The sequence below is a fragment of the Roseomonas mucosa ATCC BAA-692 genome (assembly GCF_000622225.1).
Taxonomy (GTDB): Bacteria; Pseudomonadota; Alphaproteobacteria; order Acetobacterales; family Acetobacteraceae; genus Roseomonas; species Roseomonas mucosa.
In genome coordinates, this window is the sequence record NZ_JHWD01000003.1 from 45,218 (window position 1) to 66,315 (window position 21,098).

Annotated in this window: 24 protein-coding genes; 14 read left to right on the forward strand and 10 right to left on the reverse strand. The window is 72.7% G+C overall.

Annotated elements, in window-relative coordinates; translation table 11 throughout:
• Positions 1 to 17: 17 nt before the first annotated feature.
• Both queA and BT98_RS25950 read right to left on the reverse strand, forming a co-directional pair.
• Positions 18 to 1,076: a tRNA preQ1(34) S-adenosylmethionine ribosyltransferase-isomerase QueA gene (gene queA, locus BT98_RS0105010; protein WP_019459589.1), complete on the reverse strand. Its 1,059-nt coding sequence runs from the start codon at positions 1,074 to 1,076 to the stop codon at positions 18 to 20.
• 83 nt (positions 1,077 to 1,159) lie between these two features.
• Complete coding sequence (locus tag BT98_RS25950) at positions 1,160 to 1,534, reverse strand: hypothetical protein (RefSeq protein WP_126281871.1); 375 nt, start codon at positions 1,532 to 1,534, stop codon at positions 1,160 to 1,162.
• A gap of 924 nt (positions 1,535 to 2,458) precedes the next feature.
• On the opposite strand from BT98_RS25950, the gene BT98_RS0105020 reads away from it, so the two are divergent.
• The 5 genes from BT98_RS0105020 to ykgO all read left to right on the forward strand — a co-directional run bounded on the left by BT98_RS0105020 (position 2,459) and on the right by ykgO (position 6,238).
• Positions 2,459 to 3,670, forward strand: a complete 1,212-nt coding sequence (locus tag BT98_RS0105020; protein ID WP_019459587.1) for a Zn-dependent hydrolase — start codon at positions 2,459 to 2,461, stop codon at positions 3,668 to 3,670.
• Positions 3,671 to 3,943: 273 nt separating this feature from the next.
• Positions 3,944 to 4,696 (forward strand): septum site-determining protein MinC, encoded by a 753-nt coding sequence (gene minC, locus BT98_RS23310; protein ID WP_019459586.1) that lies wholly within the window; start codon positions 3,944 to 3,946, stop codon positions 4,694 to 4,696.
• 101 nt (positions 4,697 to 4,797) lie between these two features.
• On the forward strand, positions 4,798 to 5,616 hold the full coding sequence (gene minD / locus BT98_RS0105030; RefSeq protein WP_019459585.1) for a septum site-determining protein MinD: 819 nt from the start codon (positions 4,798 to 4,800) through the stop codon (positions 5,614 to 5,616).
• Positions 5,613 to 6,023 carry a cell division topological specificity factor MinE gene (minE, locus tag BT98_RS23315; RefSeq protein ID WP_019459584.1) on the forward strand — a complete coding sequence of 137 codons (411 nt, stop codon included), beginning with the start codon at positions 5,613 to 5,615 and terminating at the stop codon, positions 6,021 to 6,023. The genes minD and minE overlap by 4 nt, the downstream gene beginning before the upstream one ends.
• 89 nt (positions 6,024 to 6,112) lie before the next feature.
• On the forward strand, positions 6,113 to 6,238 hold the full coding sequence (gene ykgO / locus BT98_RS0105040; protein ID WP_019459583.1) for a type B 50S ribosomal protein L36: 126 nt from the start codon (positions 6,113 to 6,115) through the stop codon (positions 6,236 to 6,238).
• 149 nt (positions 6,239 to 6,387) lie between these two features.
• On the opposite strand, the gene BT98_RS0105045 is transcribed toward ykgO, so the two are convergent.
• Together BT98_RS0105045 and BT98_RS27140 are read right to left on the reverse strand one after the other, a co-directional pair.
• A complete protein-coding gene (locus BT98_RS0105045) occupies positions 6,388 to 6,843 on the reverse strand; it encodes a MarR family winged helix-turn-helix transcriptional regulator (RefSeq protein WP_019459582.1) in 456 nt (151 codons plus the stop codon).
• Positions 6,844 to 6,985: 142 nt separating this feature from the next.
• Positions 6,986 to 7,159 (reverse strand): hypothetical protein, encoded by a 174-nt coding sequence (locus BT98_RS27140; protein ID WP_019459581.1) that lies wholly within the window; start codon positions 7,157 to 7,159, stop codon positions 6,986 to 6,988.
• 138 nt (positions 7,160 to 7,297) lie between these two features.
• Between BT98_RS27140 and BT98_RS25955 the strand changes: the two genes are divergently transcribed.
• The 3 genes from BT98_RS25955 (at position 7,298) to ada (ending at position 9,824) form a co-directional block, all read left to right on the forward strand.
• Entirely contained in the window at positions 7,298 to 7,885 is a 588-nt protein-coding gene (locus BT98_RS25955; RefSeq protein WP_019459580.1) for a tetratricopeptide repeat protein, read from the forward strand.
• A gap of 148 nt (positions 7,886 to 8,033) precedes the next feature.
• Complete coding sequence (locus BT98_RS0105060) at positions 8,034 to 8,615, forward strand: NUDIX domain-containing protein (protein ID WP_019459579.1); 582 nt, start codon at positions 8,034 to 8,036, stop codon at positions 8,613 to 8,615.
• Between the two features lie 69 nt (positions 8,616 to 8,684).
• Positions 8,685 to 9,824: a bifunctional DNA-binding transcriptional regulator/O6-methylguanine-DNA methyltransferase Ada gene (ada, locus tag BT98_RS23325; RefSeq protein ID WP_019459578.1), complete on the forward strand. Its 1,140-nt coding sequence runs from the start codon at positions 8,685 to 8,687 to the stop codon at positions 9,822 to 9,824.
• A gap of 63 nt (positions 9,825 to 9,887) precedes the next feature.
• Here ada and BT98_RS0105070 read toward each other — a convergent pair whose 3' ends face one another.
• Both BT98_RS0105070 and pyk read right to left on the reverse strand, forming a co-directional pair.
• A complete protein-coding gene (locus tag BT98_RS0105070) occupies positions 9,888 to 10,352 on the reverse strand; it encodes a hypothetical protein (protein WP_019459577.1) in 465 nt (154 codons plus the stop codon).
• A 7-nt stretch (positions 10,353 to 10,359) separates the two neighbouring features.
• Positions 10,360 to 11,817, reverse strand: coding sequence for a pyruvate kinase (gene pyk / locus BT98_RS0105075; protein ID WP_026032938.1), 1,458 nt, complete (start codon positions 11,815 to 11,817; stop codon positions 10,360 to 10,362).
• A gap of 157 nt (positions 11,818 to 11,974) precedes the next feature.
• On the opposite strand from pyk, the gene BT98_RS0105080 reads away from it, so the two are divergent.
• Together BT98_RS0105080 and BT98_RS0105085 are read left to right on the forward strand one after the other, a co-directional pair.
• The gene (locus tag BT98_RS0105080) at positions 11,975 to 12,517 is read left to right on the forward strand and encodes a GNAT family N-acetyltransferase (RefSeq protein WP_237719318.1); all 543 of its coding nucleotides are present in this window, start codon (positions 11,975 to 11,977) and stop codon (positions 12,515 to 12,517) included.
• A gap of 315 nt (positions 12,518 to 12,832) precedes the next feature.
• The gene (locus BT98_RS0105085) at positions 12,833 to 13,858 is read left to right on the forward strand and encodes a TerC family protein (RefSeq protein WP_019459574.1); all 1,026 of its coding nucleotides are present in this window, start codon (positions 12,833 to 12,835) and stop codon (positions 13,856 to 13,858) included.
• 68 nt (positions 13,859 to 13,926) lie between these two features.
• On the opposite strand, the gene BT98_RS0105090 is transcribed toward BT98_RS0105085, so the two are convergent.
• Positions 13,927 to 15,255, reverse strand: coding sequence for a glycerate kinase type-2 family protein (locus BT98_RS0105090; RefSeq protein ID WP_019459573.1), 1,329 nt, complete (start codon positions 15,253 to 15,255; stop codon positions 13,927 to 13,929).
• A gap of 338 nt (positions 15,256 to 15,593) precedes the next feature.
• Here BT98_RS0105090 and BT98_RS0105100 point away from each other — a divergent pair, with 338 nt between their 5' ends.
• Together BT98_RS0105100 and BT98_RS0105105 are read left to right on the forward strand one after the other, a co-directional pair.
• A complete protein-coding gene (locus BT98_RS0105100; RefSeq protein WP_019459571.1) occupies positions 15,594 to 15,941 on the forward strand; it encodes a DUF1244 domain-containing protein in 348 nt (115 codons plus the stop codon).
• Positions 15,942 to 15,965: 24 nt separating this feature from the next.
• Positions 15,966 to 16,685: an EI24 domain-containing protein gene (locus tag BT98_RS0105105; RefSeq protein ID WP_019459570.1), complete on the forward strand. Its 720-nt coding sequence runs from the start codon at positions 15,966 to 15,968 to the stop codon at positions 16,683 to 16,685.
• 15 nt (positions 16,686 to 16,700) lie between these two features.
• On the opposite strand, the gene BT98_RS0105110 is transcribed toward BT98_RS0105105, so the two are convergent.
• Positions 16,701 to 17,732, reverse strand: a complete 1,032-nt coding sequence (locus tag BT98_RS0105110) for a Gfo/Idh/MocA family protein (RefSeq protein WP_019459569.1) — start codon at positions 17,730 to 17,732, stop codon at positions 16,701 to 16,703.
• 227 nt (positions 17,733 to 17,959) lie between these two features.
• On the opposite strand from BT98_RS0105110, the gene BT98_RS0105115 reads away from it, so the two are divergent.
• Together BT98_RS0105115 and arfB are read left to right on the forward strand one after the other, a co-directional pair.
• Positions 17,960 to 18,235 (forward strand): DUF2312 domain-containing protein, encoded by a 276-nt coding sequence (locus tag BT98_RS0105115; protein ID WP_019459568.1) that lies wholly within the window; start codon positions 17,960 to 17,962, stop codon positions 18,233 to 18,235.
• A gap of 10 nt (positions 18,236 to 18,245) precedes the next feature.
• Complete coding sequence (gene arfB, locus BT98_RS0105120; RefSeq protein WP_019459567.1) at positions 18,246 to 18,695, forward strand: alternative ribosome rescue aminoacyl-tRNA hydrolase ArfB; 450 nt, start codon at positions 18,246 to 18,248, stop codon at positions 18,693 to 18,695.
• Positions 18,696 to 18,701: 6 nt separating this feature from the next.
• On the opposite strand, the gene BT98_RS0105125 is transcribed toward arfB, so the two are convergent.
• Both BT98_RS0105125 and BT98_RS25960 read right to left on the reverse strand, forming a co-directional pair.
• On the reverse strand, positions 18,702 to 19,307 hold the full coding sequence (locus BT98_RS0105125) for an AAA family ATPase (protein ID WP_019459566.1): 606 nt from the start codon (positions 19,305 to 19,307) through the stop codon (positions 18,702 to 18,704).
• 30 nt (positions 19,308 to 19,337) lie between these two features.
• Positions 19,338 to 21,077, reverse strand: a complete 1,740-nt coding sequence (locus BT98_RS25960; protein WP_019459565.1) for an AMP-dependent synthetase/ligase — start codon at positions 21,075 to 21,077, stop codon at positions 19,338 to 19,340.
• Between the last annotated feature and the right edge of the window lie 21 nt (positions 21,078 to 21,098).

The following is a 21,098-nucleotide window of genomic DNA, read 5'->3' on the forward strand; positions in this document are numbered from 1 at the left end:
GAGCGTGAAGGAAAGGGTCAAGGAGCGGAATCCTCCCGCCGCAGCAGCGAGGCGTCGCCATAGGAATAGAAGCGATAGCCGGATGCGATGGCGTGGTCATAGGCCGCGCGCACGCGCGCCGTGCCCGCATAGGCGCAGGCCAGCATGAACAGCGTGCTCTTCGGCAGGTGGAAGTTGGTGAGCAGCACCGGCGCCGAGCGGAAGCGGTGGCCGGGCAGCAGGAAGAGTTCGGTGAGGCCGCGGAAGGGGGCGATCGTGCCATCCTCCCGCGCGGCGCTTTCCAGCAGGCGCAGCGCGGTGGTGCCGACCGCGACGACGCGGCGGGCGGCGTTGATGCGCGCGGCGGTTTCCGGTGCGATCTCGCCCCATTCGGCATGCAGCTTGTGCGCGCGCGGGTCGTCGCCGCGCACGGGCAGGAAGGTGCCGGCGCCGACATGCAGCGTCACCGTCGCCCGCCCGATGCCGCGCGCCTCCAGCGCCGCCAGCAGACGCGGGGTGAAGTGCAGCGAGGCGGTGGGCGCGGCGACGGCGCCGGGGCGGTCGGCGAAGACGGTCTGGTAGTCCGCGCGATCCGCCGCCACCGGGCCGCCGGGGCGCTGGATATAGGGCGGCAGCGGCACTTCCCCGGCCCGTTCCAGCGCGGCGAGCAGCGCGGCCTCGTCGGGGCCGAAATCCACCAGCACGGCGCCGCCCTCCTGCCGCTCCACCACGCGGGGGGCGAGTTCCGGGGCGCCGTCGATGGCCAGCACGTCGCCGGGCCGCAGGCGGCGGGCGTTGCGGGCCAGGGCGTGCCAGGTGCCGCCGCCCTCGGAGCGGTTCAGCAGCAGCTCGATCGCGGCCTCGCCTCGCCGGGCATGGAGGCGGGCGGGGATGACGCGGGTGTCGTTGACCACCAGCAGGTCGCCCGGCTCCAGCAAGCCGGGCAGGTCGGAGACCTGGCGGTCGGCGAGGCCATCGGGGCGGACATCCAGCAGCCGCGCGCTGTCGCGTGGCTGGGCAGGGGACTGGGCGATGGAGGCTTCGGGAAGGGTGAAGTCGAAATCGACCGTCCGGAGGGGCGGAAGGGAATGGGACACGCTACGGACTCGCTGGCAGGCGGCGGCCCCTAGACCGGGCGGCCACGCCTGTCCAGTCTCGCCGCCCCGGCGGAGGGGGCGGCTCAGGTTTCCTTGGCGATGATGCCGTTCAGGGTGCGGCAGGCGGCGACCACGGCGACCAGCAGCACGCCGTTGCGGATCAGCCCTTCCGGCGTGAGGTAGTGGCCGCCGAGAGAGAGCGAGTGGGGAAGCTGCGTCACCACGCTTTGCAGCATCGGGTCGAGGTGCAGGTTGGCGGTGAGGTTCACCAGCACCCACCAGGCGATTCCGGCGATCAGGAACAGGGGCGCCAGGATCTCGGCCACCTGCTCGATGAAGGTCAGGGCAAAGGTCGCCACGCCGCAGACCAGGATACGCAGCGTCCGGCCCAGGATGGCCTCCAGCCGGGCCGTCAGCGGGCGGTCCGCACGGTCATCCAGAACGCTCCGGCGCGACACACCCGACATCGCCATCCCTCTCGAAAATCTCGCATCGTCCCATGCCCGGCGGTGGGCGCGGGGGCCAGGCCGGGTGAAACCACGTCAACGGCCGGAACGCCAGACTAGACCCGGGGATGGCAGGAAGGCCACCGGGGACCGATCACACTCGCGACGGTTGCAGGAGCCGGGCAGGGAACATGACCGCGGGGACATGCCGGCGGATGGGGCGGGGATGCCGGGAAAGCGGTGGAACGGGGCGGCAGCCTCCCGCTGCTCCGATCGGCCTCAGCGCCTGGGATGCCGGGAAGAACGGACCCGGACAGGAACGGGCGCAGGCTGACCGCCCACCTGCATGGCGGCAGCGGCAACCGCGGCGGCGATGGCAGCTGCGACAAGGGAAATCGCGATCATCATCCTTCCTTTCCCGCCACGGCCGGAAACCGCGCGGCACGATGTTCGGGAACATGGGCGGGCGCAGCAAGTCCTTTGTTGCCCAACCCGTGTTCCACAGCCTCGGCGAGCGTGTTCCGGGCGGCCTTGGCCGGGGGGAAAGCGAACCTCCCGGCCTCCACCGCCTGGAACCCGAGCCCCATGCACCTTCCGCAGGAACCCGGAGCGGGAGCGTGGGGATCGAGGCGCTTCCGCGCCAGGCCTGTCCCATAGATTTTGCGGGCGCGAACCCCGGACAAGGTGCCTTTGGGGAGATCCACCATTGCGGTGGGCGCAACCCATCGTGAGCAGGCCGGGCCCGCGCCTCCGGCGCGGAACCGCCGTCCCGCCCTCCGTCTTGCCAGCGGTGCCCGCATCCTGTGCATTGCGCGTGCTCAACGCACCGGCGGCCCAGCGGTTCGGCAAGTTCACGCGGATGGGGCGGAATCGGCGGAAATTTTCGCCATGGCGCGGCTTGCTGCACCCGGTACCGCTCGTCCAAGCTCCGCCGCCATGAGCCTGAGCAACATCCAGCCCGACACCGGCCGCTTCCTGGCGGACCTGAACGACCTGCGGAAGATCGGCGCCTTCCGGAGCGGCGTGCACCGCCCGACCTTCAGCGAGCAGGACATGGAATCCCGCCGCTGGCTGATGGCGCGGATGGAGGAGGTGGGGCTGGTTCCCGAGATCGACGGCATCGGCAACGTGCTGGGCCGGCATCCCGGGCCGGGGCCGAAGCTGCTGGCCGGGTCGCATATCGAGAGCCAGAACGAGGCGGGCTGGCTGGACGGGGCGCTGGGCGTGGTCTCGGCGCTGAACCTCGCCCGCGCCGGGCTGCCGGTGGACGTGATCGCCTTCGCCGACGAGGAGGGCCACTACGGCTCCTTCATCGGTTCGCGCTCCTTCACCGGGCTGCTGGAGGAAAGCGAGATCGACCGCCTCGCCAACCGCTACCACGGCAAGCCGCTGCGGCAGGCCTTGCAGGAGGCGGGCCTCGCCGGCAGGCCCCGGCTGCGGATGGAGGAAGGCCGCTACAAGGGCTTCCTGGAGATGCATATCGAGCAGGGCACCACGCTGGAAAGCGCCGGTCAGCAGATCGGCGTGGTCACCGGCATCGTGGCCATCTGGCAGTACCGCATCGTCTTCGAGGGCATGCAGGATCATGCCGGCGGCACCACCATGGCGGAGCGCCGGGATGCCGGGCTGGCGGCGGTGCGCCTGCTCGCCTGGCTGGACGGGGAATTCCCCCGCCATTGCGGCGAGCGCACGGTCTGGACCTGCGGCCGCATCGCGCTGGACCCGGGCGCGGCCTCGATCATCCCCGGCAGGGCGGAGGTGCTGTTCCAGTTCCGCGACATCTCGGTGGAGGTGCTGGAGCGGCTGGACGGGGTGCTGCGCCGGGGTGTGCAGGAAAGCAACCGGCGCGAGCGCTGCACGGCGCGTCTGGAGGTGGTGAGCCAGTCGAAGCCCGCCCCCTGCGATCCGCGGTGGCAGGAGATCCTGTCCGAAGCGGCCGAGGCGCTGACCCCGGGCGGCTGGCGGCGCATGCCCTCCGGCGCCGGGCACGACGCCCAGTACATGGCGCCGCACGTGCCGACGGCGATGCTCTTCGTGCCCTCGATCGGCGGCATCAGCCACCATTGGAGCGAGGATACGAAGCCGGAGGACCTCGCCATGGGCCTGCGCGTCATGGCCGAGGGAGCGCGGCGCTTCCTGGCCGGATGAACGAAGGGCGGCGGGGGCCGCTCTTCCTCCGGCGCTTCCCGCAGGGCCTGGTGGCCGGGCCACCGCCCTCCCTCCGGCGTCCCGCCATGCCCCGGAGGCCGCCCGGAAGGCATCCTGGCCGGCCCGCCGCGTGACAGGGGGAGCGGCATCCGGGGCACAGCCCGGCGCCATGCCCATGCGGCCCGGCCGCTTGTGCCGAGAGGCGGCTTACGCCACCCCCCCTTGGACGTGTAGTCTTGTCCCGAGAGTTTCACCCGGGGAGACAGCGTCCGGATGTCCGCACAGGTTGCCAATCTCCGTCCCGGTGGGGCCGCAGACCTTTTCCGGCTGAGAGCCGCCAATTTCAGCCTGCTGGTCCTGCGCCTGCTGGACGCGCGGGTGGAGGCGGTGGTGCCCGCCATCGCCGACCAGTTCCGCCGTGCCCCGGGCTTTCTCCGCAACGCGCCGATCGCCATCGGGCTGGACGACCTGGAGGACGGCGCCCAGGTGGATTTCGGGACGCTGATCCGGGAGCTGCGCGCCGCGGCGATCCAGCCCATCGGCACCACCGGCGGCTCGCCCGCCCTGCGCTCGGCCGCGCTTTCGGCCGGGCTGCCGCCGCTGCGCAGCGTGGGCGAGGCGAAGGAGGAGATCCCGGCCTTCACCCAGGCCCCGCCCGCGCCCGAGCCGGCGGCCCCGGTGGAGGCGCCTCCCGCCCGGCGCACCATGATCGTGGACGGTTCCGTGCGGGCCGGGCAGCGGGTCTGGGCCCAGGGCTGCGACCTGGTGATCAACGGCACGGTCAATCCCGGCGGCGAGGTGATCGCCGACGGCAACGTCCATGTCTGGGGGGCGCTGAAGGGCCGCGCCGTGGCCGGCGGGGCGGAGGATACCGAGGCGCGGGTCTTCGCCTTGCAATTCGACCCCGAACTGGTGTCCATCGCGGGCTACTACGCGGTGCGCGACGGGCTGGGCGAGGCGCCGATCGGCAAGGCGGTGCAGGCGCGGCTGGTGGGCGAGGGCATGCGCTTCGACAGGCTGGGCTGAGGGATACGCGCCGGTTCCGGGGCATGGCGGGTCGGGATGGGGCTGACTCGCCGGGGCCGGTGATGCTGTAAGACGGGTTTCGACAAGGGGGACTGGGCGCGATGGCGCAGGTGATCGTGGTGACTTCGGGCAAGGGCGGCGTGGGCAAGACCACGTCCTCCGCCGCCATTGCGACCGGACTGGCACAGACGGGCAAGAAGGTGGCGGTGATCGACTTCGATGTCGGCCTGCGGAACCTGGACCTGATCATGGGTGTCGAGCGGCGCGTCGTCTTCGACCTGGTGAACGTCATCTCCGGCGAGGCGCGGCTGAGCCAGGCGCTGATCCGCGACAAGCGGGTGGACACGCTGAGCATCCTTCCCGCCTCCCAGACGCGCGACAAGGAGGCGTTGACCAAGGAGGGCGTGGGCAAGGTCATCGACGACCTCGGCAAGGACTTCGACTACATCCTCTGCGACAGCCCGGCGGGCATCGAGAAGGGCGCGCTGCTGGCGCTCTACTTCGCCGACCAGGCGATCGTGGTGACGAACCCCGAGGTCTCGTCGGTCCGCGACAGCGACCGCATCCTGGGTGTGCTGCAGAGCAAGTCCCGCCGCGCCGAGGAGAACAAGGACCCGGTGCGGGAGCACCTGCTCGTCACCCGCTACGACCCCGCCCGGGTGGAGAAGGGCGAGATGCTGAAGCTCGACGACATCCAGGAGATCCTGCGGATTCCCCTGCTGGGCGTGATCCCGGAGAGCGAGAGCGTGCTCAAGGCCTCCAACACCGGCAACCCGGTGATCCTGGATGCCGAGAGCAATGCCGGCCAGGCCTACAAGGACGCGGTGGCGCGCTTCCTGGGCGAGGAGCGGCCGATGCGCTTCCTGGGCGTGGAGAAGAAGGGCCTGCTGTCGCGCCTGTTCGGCGGGAGGGCCGCATGAGTTGGCTCGCCTTCTTCCGCAACCGCAAGCCGGAGCCCCAGACCGCGGCCGCCGCCAAGGACCGGCTGCAGATCATCCTGAGCCATGAGCGGATCAGCCGGAACGGCGAGGATTTCCTGCCCAAGCTGCAGCAGGAGATCGTGGAGCTGGTGGCCCGGCATGTCGCGATCAATCCGGAGAAGGTGAAGGTCGATCTGGAGCGGGGTTCCGATCTCTCGGCCCTGGCCATCACCGTGGAACTGCCGGGCCCCGAGGCGGTGGCGCCGAAACCCGCCGGCAAGCCGCCCGCGGAACCGGCCGGCAAGCCCGGGGCGAAGGCCGAGGAGGACAAGGGAAAGGCGGACAAGGGGGGCGAGAAGGCATCCGCCAAGGTGCCGGAGAAGGCCCGCGAAAAGCACGTCGGCTGAACCCGTTTCCCACCCGCCGGGATGGCGCGAAGGTTGACCTTCGCGGCCCCGCGCCTTATAGGCCCCGGCCAAATTCGGAAGTGTTTGAGATGAAGATCCGCAACAGCCTCAAGAGCGCCAAGACCCGTGACAAGAACTGCGTGCTGGTGCGCCGCCGTGGCCGCCTGTACGTGCTCAACAAGAAGAACCCCCGGATGAAGGCCCGCCAGGGCTGAGATCCGGGGCGCGGGGAACCCCGGCACGGGCCGGGGGCTTCCCGGACCCTGGCCGGGACAGGACCTGACCGGCTCCGCTCCCCTCCAGACGAAAAAGCCCGCCATGGGGTTCCATGGCGGGCTTTTTCGTGCCGGATCGCCGCCGGGCCTCAGCCCGGGCGGATCGTCGCGATGCGGCGGTCGAGCTGTTCCAGCACCTTGGTGCAGAGCTGCAACTCGTCCTCCGGCAGGCCGGCGAGGAGCTCCTGCTCCATCTCCTGGATACGCGGCCGGACCTGCGCCACGATCGCCTGCCCAGCCGGGGTCAGGCGGAGGCAGCGGGCGCGGCGGTCGTTCTGGTCGGCGTTGCGTTCCACGAAGCCATCCCGTTCCAGCGCATCCAGCAGCCGGACGAGGCTGGGGCGCTCGATCCCCAGCGAGGTGGCCAGGTCCTTCTGGTGCACGCCGTCGCCGAGGTTGGCGAGATGCACAAGAGGCCGCCAGACCGCATCCGTCAGCCCCTCCTGCTGCAGCCGCGTGTCGATCAGGGCCCGCCAGCGCCGCGCCAGCAGCAGCAGGCGGTAGCTGAAATCCCGGTTGGTGGCTGGGGCGTTCGCCGGATCCATGGTGCGAAGGGCTTAGCACGGGAAATCGTTCCGGTCAGGCGCGCCATTCCCCGTCCCTTCGCCGCGCGGCGGAAAACCGGCCCGGAAAGTGGCCCCGGCGGCGGGGCCACGTCCGGCAAGCGGCGCCCCGCCGGCCGCTCCCTCAGGGCTTGGTGATGCTGTTGACCGTGCGGTCCATCGAACGGCCCATCGATTCGGCCGGGCCGCTCGGCGGGTCCAGCGTGTCGCGGATCTTCTGGCCGGTGGTCCGTTCGGCACAGGCGGCGAGGCTCACCGCGGCCAGAAGGATCAGGGCGGCGGGCTTCGTGATCGACAAGGGCGTTCTCCTGCGGGGTTTCGCCGGGGCTTAACCGGGCGAATCCGGGCCGGGTTGCAGATAGGCGTGACGGGCTCGCGCAGGTGGCGGGAATGTCACAACGCTTGCGTCGCGCCGCCGGGGCGCCATCCTCAGGCCATGCGCACCGTCCTCGCCCTGCTGTTGCCGACGCTCCTGCTTCCCTCCGCCAGTTTCCAGGCCCAGGCCCAGGCCCAGGCCGCCCGGCGCCCCGATGCCGCCGCCTCGCAGGCCGAGGCCCAGCGCCTGCTGGATGCGCTGGCCCGCGCCCCGGATGCCGGGGCGGCGGCCGTCATCGAGGCGCAGGTCCGTCGCCTCTGGGCGGCCAGGGCCAGCCCGGCCGCGGCGCTGCTGGTCCAGCGCGGGGCGCGGAACATGGAGGCCCGGGCCTATGCGGAGGCCGTGGAGGACCTGGATGCCGCCATCACCCTCCAGGCGGACGACCCGCGGAGCTGGATCCTGCGCGGCCAGGCCCAGGCGGCGCTGGGGGACCGGCGCGCCGGGGCGCTGGACCTGCGGGAGGCGCTGCGCCTGGAGCCGAGGCAGTTCGATGCGCTGCTGGCCCTGTCCACGCTGCAGCAGGACAGCGGCGACCTGGTGGGTGCCTTGCACAGCCTGGAGGCAGCGATGAAGATCAACCCGCGCATGGCGGGTGGCGAGGCCCGGCTGCGCGACCTGCGGCGGCGGGCGCTGGGCGACAGCACCTGAGGCGCGGGCCGCGATCCCCGGCAAGAAGGGGCGGCGGGGAAGAGGCTGCCGGAGGGCGTGCCGGGAGGCATGGCCCCGAGGGGCGCGGCCCGCGAGGGCGGGAAGGATCGTCCGGGAAAGCGGCGAGGCGAGCAAGGGGAGTGACCTCATGGACGACCGCGTGCGCATGCGCGAGGTCCGCGTGCTGTCCGACGACACCTATGTCCTGCGGCGGAACACCTTCGATTTCCGCCGGCGCGACGGGCGCTGGCAGACCCTGGTGCGGGAAACCTATGACCGTGGCGACGGGGCGGCGATCCTGCTCTGGGAGCCGCGGAAGCGCACGGTGCTGCTGGTGCGGCAGTTCCGCTTTCCCGCCTATGCGGCGGGCCACAAGGACGATCTGGTCGAGGTCCCCGCCGGGATGCTGGACGCGCGGAGCCCCGAGGAGGCGATCCGGCGCGAGGCGGAGGAGGAGGCCGGCATCCGCGTCACCGCGCCGCGTCGGCTTTTCGAGGCCTTCATGAGCCCGGGCAGCGTGACCGAGCGGATCACCTTCTTCATGGCCGAGTACAGCGCCGCCGACCGCATCGGCGCCGGCGGCGGGCTGGAGGAGGAGGGCGAGGACATCAGCCTGCTGGAAGTTCCGCTGGAGGAGGCCATGGCCATGATCCGGCGCGGCGAGATCGTGGACGCCAAGACGATCATGCTGCTGCAATACGCCCGGCTGCATGAGCTGGGCGCAGCCTGAAGGGGGGCACGCGCGTACCGGCGCAACACCCGGATGGCGGGCCGGGGCCGTGCCGTGGGACAGGAAGACATGAGCGACACCCTTCTCCCCCTTCCCGACGTGGCGGACCGGCTCTGGGATTCGCTGCTCCGACGTGAGCCGCGCCAGGACGCGGTCTATGCGGTGGCAACCCAGGGCGTGTGGTGCCGCTTCGGCTGCCCATCCCGCCTGCCGCTGCGCCGCAACACGCGCTTCTTCGCCGATGGCGCGGAGGCGGAGGCGGCGGGCTTTCGCCCCTGCCGGCGCTGCGACCCGCGCGGCGAGCGGGGCCGTCTCCATGCCGAGGCGGTGCGCGCCGCCTGCGAGATGATCGAGGGCTCGGAGGGCATCCCCTCCCTGGCCGCGCTGGCGGAACGGGCGGGCTATGCCCGGCACCACTTCCTGCGCCTGTTCCGCGAGGTGACGGGGGTGACGCCGCGCTCCTATGCCGAGGGCGTGCGGGCCCGGCGCCTGCAACGCGCGCTGGGCGGGGGGGCGCGGGTGGTGGATGCGGTGGCGGAGGCGGGCTTCGGCAGCGAGAGCCGCGTCTACGAGGCGCCGGGCGCCGTGCTGGGCATGACGCCGGGGGCGGCGCGGCGCGGCGGGGCGGGGGAGGCGATCCGGACTGCCTTCGCCGGGAGCGCGCTGGGGCTGCTGCTGGTGGGCGCCACGGAGAAGGGGGTCTGCTTCCTTGGCTTCGGCGAGGACCGGGACGGGCTGGAGGGCGACCTGCGCCACCGCTTCCCCCGCGCCGAGATCCGCCCGGCGCCGGAGGAGCTCGCGGGCATCCTGCGCGAGGTGGTCGGCTTCATCGCGGAGCCGAAGGCGGCCCTGGCCCTGCCGCTGGACCTGCGAGGCACGGCCTTCCAGCGGCGGGTCTGGGAGGCGCTGCAAGGCATCCCGCTGGGCGAGACGCGCAGCTATGGCGCGCTGGCCCGGGCCATGGGGGAGCCGAAGGCTGTCCGGGCCGTGGCGCGGGCCTGCGCCCGCAACCCCGTCTCGCTGGCGGTGCCCTGCCACCGCGTGCTGGGGCAGGACGGCGGCCTCACCGGCTACCGCTGGGGCGTGGAGCGCAAGCGGGCGCTGCTGGCCGGCGAGGCCGCGGGGCGTGTTGCGGGCCCGTCGCGCCCGGCGGAGGAGGGACCGACCGGCGCGGAGGGGCATGGCGCCGCCCCGGCCCTGGCGGGCTGAACGGCGCCGGGTCCACTTTTCCCCGGAGCCTGCTTCTGCCCTGAAGCGACTTCCGCCCTCAGCCTATTTCTTCCCCTGGGCGGGGGCGGCCGGCCTGGCGGGCTGGGCCTGGGCCGGCGGCGCCGCCTGGGTGCCCGGCGGGGGATTGCCGCGGAAGCTCAGCGTCTCCGTGCCCACCTGGTCGGTGCCCACCAGCGTCCACTGGCCGGCCAGCGTGCCGTTGGGCATGATCTTGTAGACCGCCAGCCCGGGCTGGCCGCCCGCCGTGAAGCCCACCGCGAAATTATCCTTGGTGGACATGGCATAGCCCTCGTAGCGGCCGATGCTGGTTTCCCAGAGCACCTGCCAGGAGACCTCCCCGACGCGGTGCATGGCGAGGGTGCCGTTATAGGACGAGCCATCGGGTCCGTTGCCGATGACGTTGTAGAAGCCGTCCTTCTGCGCATGCGCCGCCGTGGGGACGAGCAGGGAAAGGCCCAGCGGAAGGAGGGCGGTGACGAGCCCCGTCAGGAGCCGGCGGCGGAACATCCGGGAATCAGCCTTTCTTGTCTTGCGCCTTGTCGCCGACGGTGGCGACGCGGAGGGCATTGGTGGTGCCGGCCTGTCCGAAGGGGACGCCCGCGGTGACGACGATCTCTTCGCCACGGTTGGCGAAGCCCTCGGTGGCGGCGGCGCGCGTGGCGCGGCCGACCATCTCGGTCATCGAATGCGGCGTGGCGGAGCTGAGCGCATGGGCGCCCCAGACCACGGCGAGGCGGCGGGCGGTGCTCTCCTCCGGCGTGAGGGCCAGGATCGGCGAGGAGGGACGCTCGCGGGCCACGCGCAGCGTGGTGGAGCCGGTGGAGGTGAAGGTGGCGATCGCCTGGGCGCCGATGGTGGCGGCCACCTGCCGGGCGGCGGTGGCGATGGCGCCGGCGGTGGTGGCCAGCGGCTCGGGCCGGGCGGCGTCGGTCAGGCGGCGCCAGCCCTCGTCGCTTTCCACGCGCGACAGGATGCGGTCCATCATGTTGACCGCCTCGAAGGGGTACTGGCCCGCCGCGCTCTCGGCCGAGAGCATCACCGCGTCGGCGCCGTCGAAGACCGCGGTGGCGACGTCCGAGGCCTCGGCCCGGGTGGGGGCGGGGGCGGAGATCATGCTTTCCAGCATCTGCGTCGCCACCACCACCGGCAGGCCCCGGTTGCGCGCGGCGCGCACGATGCGCTTCTGGATCAGCGGTACGTCCTCGGCGGGGCATTCCACGCCCAGGTCGCCGCGCGCCACCATGACGCAGTCGGTCAGCGCCAGGATCGCGTCGAGGTTCTCGACGGCCTGCGGCTTCTCCATCTTCACCATGATCCAGGCGCGGCCATCGGCGATGGCCTTGGCCTCGGCCACGTCCTCGGGCCGCTGCACGAAGCTCAGGCCGATGTACTCGACGCCCAGCGGCAGCACGAAGTCGAGGTCGGCGCGGTCCTTCTCGGTCAGCGCCGGGATCGGCAGCACCACGTCGGGCACGTTCACGCCCTTGCGGTCGGAGAGCGGGCCGCCCACCACCACCTCGGTCTCCAGGTGGTCCTCCCGCTTGCGGATCACGCGCAGGCGCAGCTTGCCATCGTCGAGCAGCAGGGTGGTGCCGATGCCGGCGGCCGCGATGATCTCGGGGTGGGGCAGCTGCACGCGGCGCGAGTCGCCGGGTACCGGCGACAGGTCGAGGCGGAAGCTCTGCCCGGTCTGCAACTGCACCCGGCCGCCGCCGAACTTGCCCACCCGAAGCTTCGGCCCCTGCACGTCGGCCAGGATGCCGATCGGGCGGCCGACCTTCTTCTCCAGCGCCCGGATCGTGGCGATGTTGGCGGCGTGGCCCTCGTGCGAGCCATGGCTGAAGTTCAGCCGGAACACGTCGGCGCCCGCGCGGAACAGGCGCTCGATCATTTCCGGCGTCGAGCTCGCCGGGCCCAGCGTGGCCACGACCTTCGTGCGGCGCCGGCGGCGCAACGGAATCCTCTGCGGCATGAAGCCTCCTGAAAGGGTCCGGCCGGAAGGGACAGGGGCGGCGAAGAGGCCGCCGGCTTCCGGCAAGGCCTCTTCCCACAGGCGTCCCTGGGTGCCAAGCCGGGGTGGATGTGGAGCGGGTTGCGCCCGGCGCGGGGCGGGACCGGAGCAGGGCGGCATGGGTGAAAGGCGAGGCATGGGAGGACAGGCAGGCGGGGCGGCCCGCTGGCGGGCCATGGCGGCGGCGGACCTCGCGGCGGCCGAGCGGATCGCGGCGCGCGTGCATCCGGACTACCCGGAGGACGCGGCGGTCTTCGCCGAGCGCCTGTCGCTTTTTCCCGAAGGCTGCCTGGTGCTGGTATCCCCCTCCGGCGAGCTTGGCGGCTATGTGATCGCGCATCCCTGGCGACTCGGGCAGCCACCGGCCCTGAACAGCCTGCTCGGCGCGCTGCCGGCGGCGGCCGATACGCTCTACATCCATGACATCGCCCTGCTGCCGGAGCGGCGCGGCGGCGGGGCCGCCGGGCGGGCGCTGGAGCGGCTGGAGGCGGTGGCGCGGGGGCGCGGGCTGCCGGGGCTGTCGCTCGTGGCGGTCGGCGGGTCGCCCGCCTTCTGGCTCCGCCAGGGCTTCCGGGAGCGGGCGGACGAGGCGCTGCGCGGGAAGCTGCGGAGCTATGGCGGGGCGGCGGGGTACATGGTGAAGGATCTCGCCACCGCCTGACACCGGCCCGGAGGCCCGGGTCCATACCGGCCGGCTCCACCGCGCGGCGGGGGCGATTCAGGCTGCGCAACGGGCCTGTCCGGTTCCGGGTGGATTTTTCCCCTTGCGGAAAGATGGAGGATTGTCCATCTTTCCACCCGATCCGGGCCCCTCTGGCGTCCTGGCGGATCGGCCGGCCTGCTCTTCGGACAGGGCCGGGCGAGTTCCGCCACCGCGATGTCGGATCATCTTTCGCGCAACCGGGCCCGGCGCGCATCCAGAACATCCGCACGCGGATTCTGCCGTCCGGCCCTTTGAGAGGAGGAGCCACCCGGCATGGAGGCCTCGCCGCTTTTCTGGATCCTGTTCAACGCGGGCGTTCTCGGCCTGCTGCTGCTCGACCTCGGCGTCTTCGCCAGGAAGGACGCCAGCGGCGCCCCCGCGCCCGTTCCCGTGCGCACCGCGCTGATCAAGTCCGCCGCCTATGTCGGCCTGGCGGTGCTGTTCTTCCTCTGGATGCGGATGAGCTACGGCCTCACGCCCGAGGAACGCGCGACCAACAGTTTGGAATTCCTTACCGGCTACCTGATCGAGTGGTCGCTCTCGGTCGACAACATCTTCGTCTTCGTCCTGCTCTTCGCCCGCTTCGGCGTGCCGGCGGCCTACCAGCACCGCGTGCTGTTCTGGGGCATCCTGGGGGCGCTGGTGATGCGCGGCGTGATGATCCTGGTCGGCACGGCGCTGCTGCGCGAGTTCGACTGGCTGATGGTGGTCTTCGGCCTGTTCCTGGTCTGGTCCGGCTGGAAGATGCTGCGCTCGGCCGAGGCGGAGCACGATCCGGCCGACAGCAGCGTGCTGCGCTGGATGCGCGCGCGCCTGCCGGTGACGGAGGGCTTCCGCGGCAATGCCTTCACCGTGCGCGAGGCGGGCCGGCGGATGGTCACGCCGCTGCTGCTTGTGCTGGTGCTGATCGAGCTGACGGACCTGTTCTTCGCGCTGGACAGCATCCCGGCGATCTTTGCCGTCTCGACCGACCCGTTCATCGTCTACACGGCGAACGTCTTCGCCATCCTGGGCCTGCGGGCGATGTACTTCGCCCTGGCGGGGATCATCCACCGCTTCCACTACCTGAAGCACGGGCTCTCGGTCGTGCTGATGATCGTGGGCGCGAAGATGCTGGCCAACTGGTATGCGGGCGGCAAGGCGGTGCCGGTGGAATACGCGCTGCTGCTGACCGGCACGATCATCGCCGGCTCCATCGCCCTGTCGCTGTGGAAGACCCGCAACGACCCGCCCCAGGACGTGGCGCACCAGGGGAGCGCGCCGGAGAAGGCCGAGGCGCTGACCGGCAAGGCCGGCTGACCCTGGAACGGGCTGGCCGTCCATGGCCGGCCCGCCTTGCCCCGCGCCGGGGCGGGGCGGTGTCCGTCTCAGGCGACGAGGACGATGCGCAGGTCATTGACGTTGGTCAGCGTGGGGCCGGTCACCACCAGGTCGCCCAGGGCGGCAAAGAAGCCGGTGGCGTCGTGCAGCGCCTGGGCCTCGCGCGCATCGAGGCCGAGCGAGCGGGCGCGGGCGAGCGTGTCGGGCGTGGCCAGGGCGCCCGCGGCCTCCTCCACCCCGTCGATGCCGTCGGTGTCGCCCATCAGCGCCCAGGTGCCGGGACGGCCCGCGGCGGCGAGGGCGAAGCCCAGCAGCGCCTCGGTGTTGCGGCCGCCGCGCCCGGGGCTGGGGTGGCGGATCGTCACCGTGGTCTCGCCGCCCGACAGGATGACGCAGGGCTTCGGCGCCGGGATGCCGTGGTCGGAAACCGAGCGCGCGATGCCGGCCAGCACCGTGCCCAGCTCGCGCGCCTCGCCTTCCAGCGCATCGCCCAGGATGATCGGATGCAGCCCCTCGGCGGCGGCGGCCCCGGCCACCGCCTGCAGCGCCATCATCGGCGTGGCGATCAGGCGGAACTCGCTGCGGGCCAGGCGCGGGTCGCCCGGCTTGGGCACCGCGTCGGCCGCCGCGGCGAGGTGGCGGGCCACGGCGGCGGGCTGGGCGATGTTGAAGCGCTTCAGGATCGCATAGGCCTCGGCATAGCCCGCGCCCTCCGGCATGGTGGGGCCGGAGGCGATGGTGCCGGGATCGTCGCCCGGTACGTCGGAGATGGCCAGCGTCACCACCCGCGCCGGATGGCAGGCCGCCGCCAGCCGCCCGCCCTTGATGGCGGAGAGGTGCTTCCGCACGATGTTCATGTCGCCGATCGTGGCGCCGGAGGCGAGCAGGGCGCGGTTGACCGCCTGCTTGTCGGCCAGCGTCAGCCCGGGGGCGGGCAGGGAGAGCAGGGCCGAGCCGCCGCCCGAGGCCAGGAAGATCACCAGGTCCTCCGCCGCGAGCCCGTCGGTCAGCGCCAGCATCCGCCGCGCCGCCGCCTCGCCCGCCGCGTCGGGGACGGGGTGGCTGGCCTCGACGATCTCGACATGGCGGGTGGGCACGGCATGACCGTAGCGGGTGACGATGAGGCCCGACAGCGCGACGTCGGGCCAGGCTTCCTCCAGCGCCTGGGCCATCAGCGCCGAGGCCTTGCCGGCGCCCAGCACCAGCACGCGGCCCGAGCGCGGCTTCTCCGGCAGGTGCCGCGCCAGCACCGCCCGCGGGTCCGCCGCCCGCAGCCCGGCCTCGAAGAGCTTCCGGACGGTCCGCCGCGCCCATTGATCGCTGGCTTCGGCGGGCACCGGTTGCGGCCGGTCCTGCGAGGCTTCGGATTCACGCATGCGGGCGGCCCTTCCGGAGGATCAGGTGTTGGCGCTGTGGATAGCGTCGCGGGCCGCCCCGGTCACCTCCTTCGTGGTCGCCTTGCCGTCCGGCTCGAAGGTGAGGGGAGCGCTGGCGGTCACCCCGCTCCACCGCCCGCATCAGCCACGCCGCGGTCTTCTTTCCGCGAAAAACCCACTGGCCGGTGTCACATCCGCGCGGCCCTGCTCGCCGGACGGGGCGCCCTGGGTGCCAGGAAGGCTGCCTGGAAAGGCCGGCCGGCGGAACCGCCCGGGGAGGCTGGCGAAGCGGGGCGGGCGATGCCACTTGTGCCCCCGGACGCATTCCGGAGGACCGCATGCCCGCACCGCAGCCCGAGGCCGCCATCGACACCGGCGCCGCCGCGAACCTCACGCCGGAGCAGCGCGAGGCGCTGGAGGCCGCCGCCTTCCGCAAGCTGGTGGCGCATCTGCGCGCACGGAGCGATGTGCAGAACATCGACCTGATGAATCTCGGCGGCTTCTGCCGCAACTGCATGTCCCGCTGGTATCGCGAGGCCGCCGCCGACCGGGGCATCGGGATGGCCGATCCCGATGCGCGGGAGGCGATCTATGGCATGCCCTATGACGAATGGCGGGCGCGGCACCAGCGCGAGGCGACGGCGGAGCAGAAGGCCGCCTTCGCCGCCGCGAATCCCGGCCACTGAGGCCGGGGGAGCGACGCGACGCGCATGTCCGCCGTTCTTGCGAGCCTTTGGCTGCCCTTCCGGCAACTGGGCGATCCCGGCTTCCGGGGGCCGCTGTGGAAGGGGCTGCTCGGTGCCGTCCTGAGCTTCGGCCTGCTGGTCTGGCTCGCCGACCGGGGGCTGTCCGCCCTGGCCGGCATGGCGGGCGGCGAGGGCTGGATCGCCACGCTGTCCGGGGTGCTGGGCGGGCTGCTGGTGCTCTTCTCGGCCATCTGGCTCTTCGTGCCGATCGTGCTGGCCATCGCCGGGTTCTTCACGGACCAGGTGGCGGAGGCGGTGGAGCGCCGCTTCTATCCCTGGCTGCCGCCGCCCTCCGGCGGTGCCTCCCTGGCGGCGCAGGCGCGCTACAACCTGCGCCTGACGTTGCAGGTGCTGCTGCTGAACCTCGTCCTGCTGCCGCTGGCCTTCGCCCTGCCGGTGGTGGGCGCGGCGCTGCTCTGGGTCGTGGCCGCCATCGCGCTGGGCAACGGGCTGTTCGAGGGTGTGGCGCAACGGCGCATGACCGTGCCCGCCGCGCGGCTGCTGCGCCGCCGCCGCCGGGTGCAGGTCTTCCTTCTGGGCGCCGTCCTCGCCGCCCTGGCCGTGGTGCCGGTGGCGAACCTGCTGGTGCCGATCCTCGGCACGGCCGCCATGACCCACCTGCTCCATCGCGGCCAGGATTCGCTGACGCCGCCGGAACGCGCGGTGCCGGCCCGCGCGGCCTGACGGGCACCGCCCGTATCAGCCCGCCAGCGGTTCCTCGCCGCTGCGCAGGATGGCCTCGACGATGCTCTGGACCTCGTAGGCTTCTTCCAGCGTGGCGAGGTGGTGCGCCTCGCCACGGGTCATGCGCGCCACGCCGTCGAGCTGGCGTTGCAGCGTCAGCGGGCGGGCGCGTTCATGCGGCATGGCGGAAGGGTCGCCCTGCCAGGTGCCGGCCGTGTCGCGGCGCTCCGCCAGGGCCCAGTTCCGCAGGCGCACGGCGCCCGAAGCGCCGGTGGCGATGAAGCTGTTGGCCTCGTCCTCCGCGACCCGCCCGACCGAGCCCGTCAGGCTGAGCGGCAGGCCCCCGGCGGTGAGCCGGGCCTCGATGGCGCGCTCGCTGCGCCCGGCCTCGGGAAAGAGCGCCCGGGCCTGGAGCAGCACCAGCGGCCCGAAGAGGCGCCGCGCCAGGAACAGGAAATGCGACACGACCTCCCGCGTGAAGCCGCCCTGGGCGGGGCCGTCGAGCCAGCCGGCGGCGGCATGCTGCCAGCCGCGCGGCCAGCGGGCGAAGTCGGCGGCGATGGCCAGGCTCTCCACCTGCCCGATGGCGCCCCCGGCCAGCCATTCGCCCAGCCGCTCCACCGTGGGCGAGGAGGCGAAGGGGAAGTTGACGGCGGCGCGGGCGCCCCCAGCCCCCGGCAGGGCATGGGCCTCCCGCAGGAAGCGTCCGGCATCGGCCACATCCACCGCCAGCGGCTTCTCGCAGAACAGCGCCTTGCCGGCCTTCAGCGCGGCGCGGGCATGGGGCAGGTGGGTGGCCGGGGGCGAGGCCACGTAGACGCAGTCCGCCGCCTCGATCACCGCGGCCGCGGAGCGCAGGAAGGGCGTGCCGGGAAGCTCGGCCCCGAGGCGCGCGACCGCCTCCGGCGCCGGGTCCCAGAGGCCCGCGACCTGGACCCTGTCCTGCCCGGCGGCGGCGCGCAGCAGGCGCTCCCCCATGATCCCGGCCCCGATGATGCCCAGCCGCACCGTTCCGGTGCCCGGCTGGAATGTCCCGGCTTCGCTCATCCTCGCCTCATGCCGCATGTCCGGGGCGGAACCTACAGCGGCGGGTGGTGCTGCCAATGGGGCCAGGGACAGATTCGGGCGCCGTTCCAGGGGCGGGGCCATGCGGCGGGGCCATGCGGCGGGGCCATGCGGCGGGCGGCGGGCTGCCAGACAGCCGGGCCGCGGGCGGCGTGTTGGCGGGGACGGCCCCGGCCGCTATACCCGGCGCCTTTCACGGGGGAGAACATATGTCGGACGTGACCGATCAGGACCAGGAGCAGGACACCGATGTCGGCGGCATCGCCGCGGACCGTCTGCGCTCCATCATCGAGCGGGTGGAGCGGCTGGAGGAGGAGCGCAAGGCGCTGGCCGACGACATCAAGGACATCTTCGGCGAGGCGAAGTCCGCGGGCTTCGACGTCAAGGTGATCCGGCAGATCATCCGCCAGCGCAAGCAGGAGCCCGCCGAGGTGGAGGAGCAGGAGACCCTGCTCGACCTCTACCGCCGCGCGCTCGGCATGTAAGGCGCCGCGCGTGGCGCCGGAGGAGGAAGGGCGCGGGAGGCTGATCCCGATCGATGCCCGGCTGGCGCTGCGCGAGGAGGAGATCACGGAAAGCTTCGTCCGCGCTTCCGGCCCGGGCGGGCAGAACGTGAACAAGGTCTCCACCGCCGTCCGCCTCAGCTTCGACCTGCGCAACTCGCCCTCGCTGCCCCCGGCGGTGAAGGCGCGGGCCGCCCGGCTCGCCGGGCACAGGCTGACCTCGGAAGGGGTGGTGGTGATCGCCGCCCAGCGCTTCCGCTCGCTGGAGCGGAACCGCGAGGATGCGCTGGAACGCCTGCTGGAACTGCTGCGCGAGGCGGCGGTGCCGCCGGTGCCGCGCATCGCGACCCGCGTGCCGAAGGGGGAGAAGCGGCGCCGGGTGGAGGGCAAGGTCCGGCGCGGCGAGGTCAAGCGGCTGCGAGGGAAGCCGGCGGGGGACTAGGGCGGGTCAGTACCGGTCCATCGCCTGCTGCGTCAGCAGGCTGGCGGGCCTCGCGCGGCGCCGGCAGGGGATGCGGGACAGTTCGGCGCAGACCTGTTCCACCAGATGCGGCACCGGCATCTCCGTGCGCAGCCGCAGCACCGGGCAGGACAGTTCGGCCAGCCAGCCCTCGTGCAGGGTGCGGGAGCGGATTTCCGGCCCCGCCGTGTCATAGCTCTCGGCCCAGGCCAGGAAGGCGGCGCTGGCCTCGGCCATGTCGCCGCCCGGCCGGATGCGGGCGCCATGGCGGGCTTCCTCCCGCGCCAGCAGGCGTCGCATCCGCTCCGCCGGGTCGAGGCTCAGGAAGACCACCAGGTCGAAGCGCGGCACGAGGCTTCCGCCCCAGGAGACCATGGAGCCGCTCAGCACCCAGCCGGCGGCATCCTCCAGCGCCTGTTGCAGCAGGGCGAGACGCTCCGGCACCGGCCGCTTGGTGGTGAAGGGCGGGTCGGTGCGCCGCCAGTAGTAGAGATCGGCATCCTCGTGCGGACAGCCAAGGCGCGTCGCCAGGGCCGCGCCCAGCGTCGTCGTGCCGCTGCCGGACGCGCCCAGGATGTGGATCCGGTGGCTCAATACAGGACCTCCATCAATACAGGGGCTCCATCAATACAGGGCCTCCACCAGCGGGGCGTGCTGTTGCAGCACGATGCGGCGGCGGACCTTCAGGGTCGGTGTCATCAGCCCGTTCTCGACGGTGAAGGGCTCGACCAGCCGCCAGCGACGGATGCGCTCGATGCTGGACAGCCGCGCGTTCACCCGGTCCACCGCCGGGCCGACCCGCTCCTCGGCGCCTTCCGCCGGCACCAGCAGCGCCACCACGCCCTGGCGGCCCTCGCCGGCGATCACGGCCTGGGCGATCTCCGGCTCCGCCATCAGCAGCCCCTCGATCTTGGCGGGGCTCACCATGTCACCGCCCAGGGTTTTGATGAAGTCCTTCTTGCGATCGCGGATGACGATATGTCCCGCCGAGTCGATCTCGCCGGTATCGCCGGTGTGCAGCCAGCCGCCTTCCAGCGCCGCGGCGGTGGCCTCCGGGGCGTTCCAGTAGCCGTCCATCACCAGCTCGCCCCGCAGCAGCAGCTCGCCATCCTCCGCGATCATCGTCTCGACGCCGGGCAGGGGGGCGCCGACGCTGTCGCGGCGATTGTCCCAGGGCAGGTTGACGCTGACCACCGGCCCGGCCTCGGTCTGGCCATAGCCCTGCAGCACGGTCACGCCGAGGGCCAGGAAGAAGCCCGAAAGCTCCGGGTCCAGCCGGGCGCCGCCGGACACCATCGCCACCAGCCGCCGGCCGAAGCGGGCGCGCAGCTTCGCGCGCACCAGCCGGTCCAGCGCCGCGTCCTCGATCCGCTCCAGCAGGGACAGGGGCGGCCCGTCCATCCGGCGCAGGCCGAGGGCGATGGCCTGGCGGAACAGGCGCTGCTTCCAGCCGGCCTCCTTCTCGACCTGGGTCAGGATGCGGTGGCGCAGCACCTGGAAGAGGCGCGGCACGGCGGTCACCAGGGCGGGCTCGATCTCGGTGAACTCGGCGGCCAGCCGATCGGCGCCACGGCTGTAGACCACCTCCATGCCGAGCGAGGGCAGCAGGAAGTTGCCGACCGTGTGCTCGTAGGCATGGGAGAGGGGCAGGAAGGAGAGGTAGCACTCGCCCTCCAGCTTCAGCCGCCTGACCACCGTGGCGAGTCCGGCCTGGTTCGCCAGCATGGCCCGGTGCGGCAGCATCACGCCGCGCGGCAGGCCGCCGGTGCCGGAGGTATAGACGAGGCAGGCCAGCCGCCCGGGCGGGATCTGCGCCACCTCCGCCACCAGCAGGGCGAGGTCGCCCGGATCGGCGGTCAGCGCCTGCCAGGACAGGGTCCCCGGCGCTTCCTCCATGCAGACGAGCAGGTCCAGCCCCGGGTCGTTGCCGCCCCCCTCGTTCCCCCCACCCTCATTCCGTCCCTGGGCCTGCCGTGCCGCCTCGGCGATCCGGCTGGCCAGCCCGGCGGTGGAGGCGATGGCCACCCGGGCGCCGCTGTTGCGCAGGATATGGGCGTGGTCGGCCACGGTGTTGGTGGTGTAGGTCGGCACCGTGACCGCGCCGATGGCCATGATGGCGGTGTCGGCGATGGGGAATTCCGGCCGGTTCTCGCTGACCAGCAGCACGCGATCGCCCGGCATCACCCCGCGGGCGCGCAGCCCGGCGGCGGCGGCGGCCACCGCATGGGCGAATCCGGCCCAACTCATCCGCTGCCAGTCCCCGCCCGACCCGTCCCGGACCCAGTGGCGCAGCATCGGCCGGTCGCGCCAGCGCGCGGCCAGGCCCAGCAGCATGGCGGGGAGGCTGTCCCAGCGTTCGGTCATTCTGTCGCTTCCCCCTATCGT